This window comes from uncultured Limnohabitans sp., assembly GCF_937889215.1.
GTDB lineage: Bacteria > Pseudomonadota > Gammaproteobacteria > Burkholderiales > Burkholderiaceae_C > Limnohabitans_A.
In genome coordinates this window covers 1-8,518 of the sequence record NZ_CALBEX010000333.1, presented here as the reverse complement: position 1 = coordinate 8,518, position 8,518 = coordinate 1, and the positions used below count along the sequence as shown (strand labels likewise).

General features: G+C 60.6%; 11 protein-coding genes. 2 read left to right on the top strand and 9 right to left on the bottom strand.

Annotation, left to right across the window (positions count from 1 at the left end):
• The 6 genes from Q0341_RS08450 to yaaA all read right to left on the bottom strand — a co-directional run.
• Window positions 1-670 (bottom strand): AAA domain-containing protein (locus tag Q0341_RS08450; RefSeq protein ID WP_299512076.1); only part of this gene is annotated, 670 nt, incomplete at its 3' end.
• A 92-nt stretch (window positions 671-762) separates the two neighbouring features.
• Window positions 763-1,140: a transcriptional regulator gene (locus Q0341_RS08445; protein WP_299512075.1), complete on the bottom strand. Its 378-nt coding sequence runs from the start codon at window positions 1,138-1,140 to the stop codon at window positions 763-765.
• Between the two features lie 17 nt (window positions 1,141-1,157).
• Window positions 1,158-1,466: a type II toxin-antitoxin system HigB family toxin gene (locus Q0341_RS08440; RefSeq protein WP_299512072.1), complete on the bottom strand. Its 309-nt coding sequence runs from the start codon at window positions 1,464-1,466 to the stop codon at window positions 1,158-1,160.
• An 82-nt stretch (window positions 1,467-1,548) separates the two neighbouring features.
• A complete protein-coding gene (locus Q0341_RS08435; protein ID WP_299512070.1) occupies window positions 1,549-1,989 on the bottom strand; it encodes a PACE efflux transporter in 441 nt (146 codons plus the stop codon).
• Between the two features lie 32 nt (window positions 1,990-2,021).
• Entirely contained in the window at window positions 2,022-2,879 is an 858-nt protein-coding gene (gene queF, locus Q0341_RS08430; protein WP_299512067.1) for an NADPH-dependent 7-cyano-7-deazaguanine reductase QueF, read from the bottom strand.
• Between the two features lie 2 nt (window positions 2,880-2,881).
• A complete protein-coding gene (gene yaaA, locus Q0341_RS08425) occupies window positions 2,882-3,658 on the bottom strand; it encodes a peroxide stress protein YaaA (protein ID WP_299512065.1) in 777 nt (258 codons plus the stop codon).
• On the opposite strand from yaaA, the gene Q0341_RS08420 reads away from it, so the two are divergent.
• Both Q0341_RS08420 and Q0341_RS08415 read left to right on the top strand, forming a co-directional pair.
• Window positions 3,657-4,373: a pseudouridine synthase gene (locus Q0341_RS08420; protein WP_299512062.1), complete on the top strand. Its 717-nt coding sequence runs from the start codon at window positions 3,657-3,659 to the stop codon at window positions 4,371-4,373. The two genes, yaaA and Q0341_RS08420, sit on opposite strands and share 2 nt — an antisense overlap.
• A 327-nt stretch (window positions 4,374-4,700) precedes the next feature.
• On the top strand, window positions 4,701-5,822 hold the full coding sequence (locus tag Q0341_RS08415) for an NADH:flavin oxidoreductase/NADH oxidase (protein ID WP_299512059.1): 1,122 nt from the start codon (window positions 4,701-4,703) through the stop codon (window positions 5,820-5,822).
• Window positions 5,823-5,863: 41 nt separating this feature from the next.
• On the opposite strand, the gene Q0341_RS08410 is transcribed toward Q0341_RS08415, so the two are convergent.
• From Q0341_RS08410 to Q0341_RS08400, 3 genes are all read right to left on the bottom strand, one after another.
• Window positions 5,864-6,727 carry an ion transporter gene (locus Q0341_RS08410; RefSeq protein WP_299512056.1) on the bottom strand — a complete coding sequence of 288 codons (864 nt, stop codon included), beginning with the start codon at window positions 6,725-6,727 and terminating at the stop codon, window positions 5,864-5,866.
• A 182-nt stretch (window positions 6,728-6,909) separates the two neighbouring features.
• A complete protein-coding gene (locus tag Q0341_RS08405) occupies window positions 6,910-7,782 on the bottom strand; it encodes an alpha/beta hydrolase (RefSeq protein WP_299512053.1) in 873 nt (290 codons plus the stop codon).
• A gap of 52 nt (window positions 7,783-7,834) precedes the next feature.
• On the bottom strand, window positions 7,835-8,518 hold a 684-nt coding region (locus Q0341_RS08400; protein WP_299512050.1), incomplete at its 5' end, for a TonB-dependent receptor.

The following is an 8,518-nucleotide window of genomic DNA, read 5'->3' as shown; positions in this document are numbered from 1 at the left end:
TTTCCAAAATGGCTTGCACCAGCGTGGTGGTTTTGCCGGTGCCGGGCGGGCCGTAGATGATGGCCACGTCTTGCGCCGAGATCACATGACGCACCGCCACCAGCTGCGAATCGTTGAGCGCACTGGGGTAAAACAGGTCGTCGGCTTGGGCCTCGCGAAAGCGGGCGGGCCGTGCGCCCAGCAGCACGTCGCGCAGTTCGGCCAAGCGGTTGCCGTGTGCGCCAATGACGTCGTTCATGGCCTGGTGCATCTCGCGGTAGCTGACCTCGTCAAACGTCAGATCAATGCCGAGCGTGCTGCCGTTGAGGGTGTTGCCGTTGAGGGTGCTGCCGTTCAACACCCGGTCGGGCAGCGCTTCTTTGGTGGTGGCCAGCACCAGCTTGTTGCGCCGCACGCTGGTCACCACGCCGCTCAGCACGGGCCGGTCAGGCCCCGAGTAGCCGGGCGCACTGCTGAACTCACAAGCGTTTTTGCCCACCTGAAACAGGTGCAGGTCTTGCCGATGCGCCGGGCGCTCCAGCTCCAACACCACTTTGCCCCCAAACCCAATGTCTTCTTGGGCGATGGTGACGGGGTACCAGGTCAAGCCACGCCGACGGCGCTCCTTGATGCTGGCACTGGCGTTTTTGAGCTGGAACTGCGCCTGGTCTTCCTTTTGCTCGAGTTGCATGAGGGCGCGGACATGGCGTAACTCATGTTGAATATCACGTTGAACAGCGTGTTGAACCGGGCAAGGGGCGGTGGGGGTGGGGTCTTGGTCGCTCACCCGATTGGTCTGGTGTTGTCTGTGATGAGCACTTGCGCGGAGATGCCCAAACCTTTGTTCAGATTTCGGATCATGCGCAGCGTGAGGGGGCGTTTGTGGCTGAGCACTTCATAAACGCGGTTGGGCTGACCAATCATCGGCTCCAGGTCTTTGATCGACAGCCCCGCTTGGTCCATGCGGAACTTGATGGCCTCCACAGGGTCAGGCAGATCAATCGGATGGTGCTTGCGCTCATAGGCCTCAATCAAGGTCGAGAGCACATCCAGGCGTTCGCCTTCGGGCGTGTCAGGCGATGGGTCTTGGTCCACCAGCGCTGACACCACGCTCAGTGCTGCGCGGTAATCTTTCTCGGTGCGGATGGGGCTGATTTCCATGATGTTCTCCTTGACGCTCACGACTGATCGACTGAGGCCGCATCGACCTTGTCGTATTCGGCATGCGTGCCCACAAACTTGACGTAGGCGATTTGCATCCGGTACGCAAAGGCGACGATGAGCCGGTACTTGTTGCCTGCTATGTTGAAGACGATCCGGTTGTTGCCAACGATGCTGGCGTTTCCGTATTGAGCTTTGACATCGCCTGGGGATTTCCATTCGGCGCGACAGGCTTCGCCGTGCCAAGTTTTCAAAGGCTCTTCTGAGTCTCCACGCCCAGGTTTTTCCCAGAATGTCTTGAGGGTGGATACGGCAATGACTCGCATGGTGGCATTTTAGTCCCGAATTGGGACTGGCGATCCATATTTTCCAGGCGTTGTGTCCGCCAAGACCTTGACTGCCGCGCCATCAGCCCAGATCGCCATTGGCTGCCTGGGCAGAAGCCGGCAAGCCGAAGACCCGGTCAAAGCACCAGGTGAAAGCGATGGCATAAAAGAAAAAGAACGCCAGCAGGCTCAAATTAGCCAGCAAGGCAGCGGTGGGCGAAATGTCGAGCCACAGCGACATGACAGGCAAAAGAATGATGACCAAACCGCCTTCAAAACCGGCCCCGTGGGCCAGTCGCCTGACAAAGGAGCGGCCACGCACGGATTGGCGCGACTCCCAGCGCTCGAAGAGCCAGTTGAAGACGTAATTCCACGTCAGCGCAATGCTCGACAAAACGACCGCCAGGCCGAATGTGGATGCGGTGGACTTGTCAAAGGCCAGGCTCAACACAGGCCCGACCACGGCGATGGCAATGGCTTCGTACAAAAGGGCCTGAAGAACGCGGCGGGTGGTGGGAGTCATGTTGGGGAAAGCGGGGAATGCGGTGAATGCGCTCACTGCCGCGCCGTGCGCACATTGGGCGGCAACTTGCCCGGTGCGCTGGTGCGCCAAGGGTTGATGTCCAGCCCGCCGCGCCGGGTGTAGCGGGCGTACACCGTCAGCTTGGTGGGTTTGCAGCGCGTCCAGATGTCCATGAAGATGCGCTCGACGCATTGCTCGTGAAACTCGTTGTTGTTGCGAAAACTCACGATGTATTGCAGCAAACCCGCTTGCTCGATCTGCGGGCCGCTGTAAGTGATTTGCACGCTGCCCCAGTCGGGCTGGCCTGTCACAAGGCAATTGCTTTTGAGCAAATGGCTGACCAGGGTTTCGGTGACGGGCAGTTCGTCGGCGTTGGCGCTCAGCAGATCCGGCGCAGGCTCGTAACGTGTGCACTCAATGTCCATGCGGTCCAGGTTCAGGCCGTCGAGCTCGTGCACGGGTTCGGTGTCAAATTGCTCTTGCAGCAGCAGTTTCACGCCCACGCTGGCCTGCATGGTGCCGCCGTGCCAGATGGCGGCGCTGATGTCGCGGCGGATCATGTCGCGCACCGCGTCGGCACTTTCCAGGCGGGTGTTGTTGAAGCTGTTCAGATACAACTTGAAGGACTTGCTCTCCACGATGTGGGTGCTTTCGGCGGGCACAGTGATGTGCGCCAGCGCCACTTGCGGTTTGCCTTTGGTATTGAGCCAAGACAGCTCAAACGCGGTCCACAAATCGGCACCAAAAAACACAGGCTGACCGGTGACGCCGATCTCGGCGCGTTTGGTGGCACGCGGAATCGGGAACAGCAAACCCGCGTCGTATTGGTCCACATAGGCGCTGGATTTGCCCAGCTGAGACTGCTCGGGGGTGTGTTCTGGGGAGTTCATGCTCATGCCTGCACCTTGCGACGGAATACGACACGATCTGGCTCGGACACCTGGGGATCGTAGGCGTAGCCCTCCAGGTCAAAAGCCGAAAGGCCTTCGGGGTGGGTGATCTTGTTTTGGATGGCGAACCGCGCCATCAAGCCCCGTGCGCGCTTGGCGTTGAAGCTGATGATTTTGTATTTGCCGCCCTTGAAGTCTTCAAACACACACTCGATCACGCGGGCCTTGAGCGTTTTGCGGTCGACCGATTTGAAGTATTCCTGAGAGGCAAGATTCACGATGACCGGGTTTGTGTCTTTGGCCAGCTGGGCGTTCAGGTAGTCGGCAATTTGCGGCCCCCAAAACTTGTACAGGTTGCTGCCCTTGTCGGTTTGCAGCGTGGTGCCCATTTCAAGGCGGTAGGGTTGCATCCAGTCCAGCGGGCGCAGCACGCCGTACAAGCCACTCAAAATGCCCACATGGGTTTGCGCCCAGTCCAGGTCTTGCGCTGACAAGGTCTTGGCGTCCAGGCCTTCGTAGACATCGCCATTGAAGGCCAGCACGGCTTGCTTGGCGTTTTTGGCGGTGAACTTGGGCGTCCAGGCTTCGTAGCGGGCCACGTTCAGGGCCGACAGCGCGTCTGACAAGTCCATCAGCTCGGCGATTTGCTGGGGCGACTTTTGGCGCAGCACCTCAATGAGGGCCTGCGATTGCGGCACGAACTGCGGCAACGTGTAGGGCACGCCCGCTGCGGGGGTTTCGTAGTCCAGAGATTTGGCGGGTGACAATAAGAACAACATGCTCGACATCCTTTACCTTGACGATTATCTTGCAGCCGTGACCAAGCCGCCCGGCGTGTTAGTGCATCGCACCGGTTTGGATGCGGGTGAAACCCGTTTTGCCCTGCAAATGCTGCGCGACCAGCTGGGCCGAAAGGTCTGGCCCGTGCACCGTTTGGACAAAGGCACCAGCGGCGTGCTGCTGTTTGCGCTGGACGCTGACACGGCGCGCACATTGGGCATGGCTTTTGAAAGCGGCCAAGGCCTGCAAAAAACCTACCGCGCTGTGGTGCGGGGCTGGCCTTTGCCTGAGGGTCTGATCGACCACGCCTTGAAACGCATGCCCGACGACATGCGCACCGAGCGCTTGGAAGTGCAGCCTGCCCAAAGTCGGTTTACGAGCCTGCGCCACTTTGAGCTGCCAACACCCCATTCACAAGCCCAGCAAGGCTTTGCCAGCACCCGCTGCGCCGAAGTGGCTCTGGAGCCGTTGACAGGACGCCGCCATCAACTGCGCCGCCACATGAAGCACATCGCCCACCCCATCATTGGCGATGCCACGCACGGCAAAGGGCCGCTCAACCGGGCCGTGGCTGATTTGCTGGGGCTGCAGCGCCTGTGGTTGCATGCACAAAGCCTGGAACTGCCCCACCCGATCAGCGGACAACCGCTGCGTTTGTCATCGCCCCTGCCCAACGACTGGGGGCTTTGGGAAGCTTTTGGGTCGCCGCATTGACGGATTGGCGGTCCACATCGGTCTCATGTAGGTCGGCGCCTTCAGGTCCGACAAGAGCGGTGGCGCACGACAACCCGATGAAACGCCGCTCCGCGAATGGCCAAATGTCGCTTCGCGAAGCGACATGCCAAACCCTTGCGCCTCACCACCGCCAGCGTCGGACCTGAAGGCGCCGACCTACAAAGAAGCCCAATGGCCCATTGGGCTGGGCTTTCATGAGGCGTGCCGACTGTCACACAACGGATACGCATTTGTCTGGTTTTCCATAAGATGACATCTTCAACGGCAATGGCGCGCCTGGCCTCAACACTCGACAAAACCCACCCCATGAGCTTACTTTTTACCCCCTTCACCTTCGACGCCCCCAATGGCCCCCTGACCTTGCCCAACCGCATCGTGGTCGCCCCCATGTGCCAATACTCGGCCGAGAACGGCCAAGCCACCGACTGGCACCTGAGCCATTGGACCAACTTGCTCAACAGCGGGGCGGGCCTGTTCACCATCGAGGCCACAGCGGTCTCGGCCGTGGGCCGCATCAGCCCCGGCTGTTTGGGTCTGTGGGACGACGCCACCCAAGCGGCGCTGGCCGACAAACTGCACCGCGCCCGCCGCCTGGCACCACAGGTGCCCGTGTGCATCCAGATCAGCCACGCGGGCCGCAAAGCATCGAGCGCAGCCCCGTGGGACGGCGGCATGCTGATCGCCCCCGAGAACGGTGGCTGGCAAACTGAGGCCCCCAGCGCCCTGCCCCACTTGCCACAAGAAGCCGCGCCCACCGAACTGAGCCTGGCCGACATCGCGCAAATCAAGGCCGACTTTGTCAACACTGCCCGGCGCAGCCACGAACTGGGCATCGAGGCGGTGGAACTGCACGCCGCACACGGTTATTTGCTGCACCAGTTTTTGTCGCCCATTTCGAACCAGCGCACCGACGCGTATGGCGGCTCGTTTGACAACCGCATCCGCTTTCCGCTGGAGGTCTTCAAAGCTGTGCGCGAAGCCTTTGGCGGCACGCTGGGCATGCGCATCTCGGGCACCGACTGGGTCGATGGTGGCTGGACGATCGAAGAAACCGCCGAGCTGTCGGTTCAGCTCAAGCAAGCGGGCGCGCAGTTCGTGCACATCTCGTCGGGCGGTGTCTCGCCCTTGCAAAAAATCACCTTGGGGCCAGAGTACCAAGTGCATTTGGCCAAAGCCGTCAAAGCCGCCTCAGACCTGACCACCATCGCGGTGGGCCTGATCACCGAGCCTGCTCAGGCCGAAGCCGTGCTGCAGCGTGGCGACGCTGATCTGGTGGCCTTGGCTCGCAGCTTTTTGTACAAGCCGCGCTGGGGCTGGGAAGCGGCGGTGGCCTTGGGCGGCACAGTCGACTCACAACACCAGTACTGGCGCAGCTTGCCCCGCGAGGCCAAAAACATTTTCAACGACGCCAAAATTGGCATGCGCTGATGGTTCACCCCCTAAAAGGGACAAACATCGCCGGCCTTGGGCTATAAGCCCTCTGGCGTTCGAACCTGCGCACTCAACAAGGCTTTGATCTCGCGCATCTCCTGGCGCAGGGCTTTGACCTCTTGGTGCAATGCCTGCTCCGCCGACTGCTCCGCCAGCACCACCTCGTCCAGTTTGCTTTGGTTTTCACTTTCCTGAAAGGTCTGCATCGCGTTGACGATGATGGCGATGAACAGGTTGAGCATCGTGAAAGTGGCGAACAAAATGAAAACGATGAAAAAGGCCCAGGCCCAAGGGATTTGCGCCATCACTGGCCGGGCAATGCCCATGGACCAGCTCTCCAAGGTCATCACCTGGAACAAGGTGTAAAGCGATCGGCCCAAATGACCGAACCAGTCTGGAAAAAGTGCCCCAAACAAGTGGGTGGCGATCACGGCGAACACATAGAACACCAAGAGCAGCACCAGCGCAATCGACGACAAACCGGGTATGGCGCTGAGCAGCGCCCCGACCACGCGGCGCATGGAAGGCACGATGGTCAACATGCGCAAAACGCGCAACACCCGCAGCGCCCGCAACACCGCCAAAGGCCCAGTGGCAGGCACCAGTGCAATGGCCACCACGGAAAAGTCAAACACGCTCCAAGGGTCGCGCCAAAACGCCAGGCGGTGCACAAACAAACGCAAGGACAGCTCTGCCACGAAGACCGCCAAGATGATTTTGTCGATGATCAAAACCCATCGTCCGACCGCTTGCATGACCGATGAGGAGGTTTCCAAACCCAATATCACGGCGTTGATGACAATCAAAACCAAAATGGTGCGCTGAAAAAATGGGGTGTCGAGCCAAGCTTGACCTGTTTGCCGCAAGGAGCGGGTCGGGAGGGGGGCCGCAGAAGTGTTCATGAAGAAAAAACAAGGGGATAAGCCAACGCCGAAAAGCGCCGGGCCTGCATTGTCTCAGGCCACATTGAAGCGGCCAAAAGCCCTAAGCCACACCGCACATTTATCCACATTGTTGAGTTGACCCTGCAGCGCACAGCCCCCGAACGGTGATCGCCGTGCGACCGCCAGTGCGCGAGAGCCGATCAGGGCTGCAGGTCTAACAAAGCCTGCGCCAGCCCATGCAAACGCGTCCCAGGCCGTGTCATGTCGGTCACGATGCTGAAGTGATTCAAGCCCGGCAGGGCTTCGCACACGGGCACGGTTTTGGGCCCCCAGGCTTGGTGAATCAAGCGGTTGTGGCGCAAAAATTCAGCGCTTTCATCGCCCCCGGCCACGGTGTAGAGCACGCCTTGGCGTGGACGCTGCCATTTGGCCGGGCTGCACATGCGCACATGCGCGGGGGTGATGCGCAAGTCGCCTTGCACAAACGGCGTTTTGCGGATGGGCTCCAAGTCAAACAAGCCAGAAATTGACAGCGCCTTGCGCACCAGTCCTGCAGGCAAATCGGGCCCCACTTTTTTCCAGTCGCAACCCAACAGCATGGCCGCCAGGTGGCCACCTGCCGAATGGCCGATCACCGTGATGCAGCTGCGGTCGCCACCGTGCTCGGCGATGTGCCGCCAAACCCATGCGCTGGCCTTGGCCATCTGGGCCGCGATGTCGGGAATGGTGATGGGCTGCTCGGCCGTGCCGGGACACAGCGCGTAATTGACCACCACCACACACGCGCCCTTGTCGCGCAAGGCGGGGGCCACAAACGAGTGGTCTGATTTGTCCAGGCTGCGCCAGTAGCCGCCATGGATGAAGATCACCACGGGGGCATTTGGCTTTTGGGCGGGAAAGATGTCCAGGGTTTCGCTGGGGCCGTCGCCGTAAGGCAAGTCCATTTGGGGCTTGAGAGTTTGGCGGGCTTGTTCCGAGGCATTTTTCCAATGCGCGAAATGGTCGGCAAAGTCTGGCACCAGGGCCCGGTTGTTGTACATGCGGTCGTGCCAGGCGGCGTCTTTGATGGGCATGCTTGTCTCCAAAGTTGAGTTGGCTGAAGCCGCCATCTTGGCACAAGAAGTGTCAGATTTTCATCTCCAGCCGCAACTGCACATTGCGCCAGCTCGGTGAGCTGTTGCGGGCAGTTTCGCTGACGCCGCTGCCGTCGAAGGTGGACGTGGTCAGGTAGTCCCGCGATGTGAGGTTGCTCACGGTCAGGCGCAAGGCAGTGGCCGCAGAAAAGCGCCACTGGCCGTAAACGTCCAGCACCCGTTTGGCACCTTGGTAAGCCCATTGCTGTTCGCTCAGGCGGGTGTCGTAGTCGGGGTTCCAGTTGAGGTTGCCGCCCACGGTCAGCGGCATGCTGCGCACGCGGTAGTCCGCGCCCAAGTTGGCCGTCATGTCTGGCTGCCGGTCCAGGCGGTTGTCGGGGCCGGGCACCTGCTTGACCCGGGATTTGAAGAAGCTCAGGTTGCTGCGGATGTCGATGGGCCAAGCGCCTGGCCGCAGCTGGTCTAGCCGGAACTTGGCTTCCAGCTCAATGCCCTGGGTGGTGGCATCGCCCAGGTTCATGGGGGTGGACACCCAGCGCAGTTGGCCGGGGGCCCAATAAGGGCTGGGTTGCTGGGCCACGGTGTAGCGGATCAGGTCGCTGATTTGGCGGTGAAACACGTTGGCGCTGAGCACCCCGCCGCCGCTCAGGTAGCGCTCAAACGCCACATCGATGCCGGTGGCCTTTTCAACGCCTTCCAGCCCCGGGGATGAATT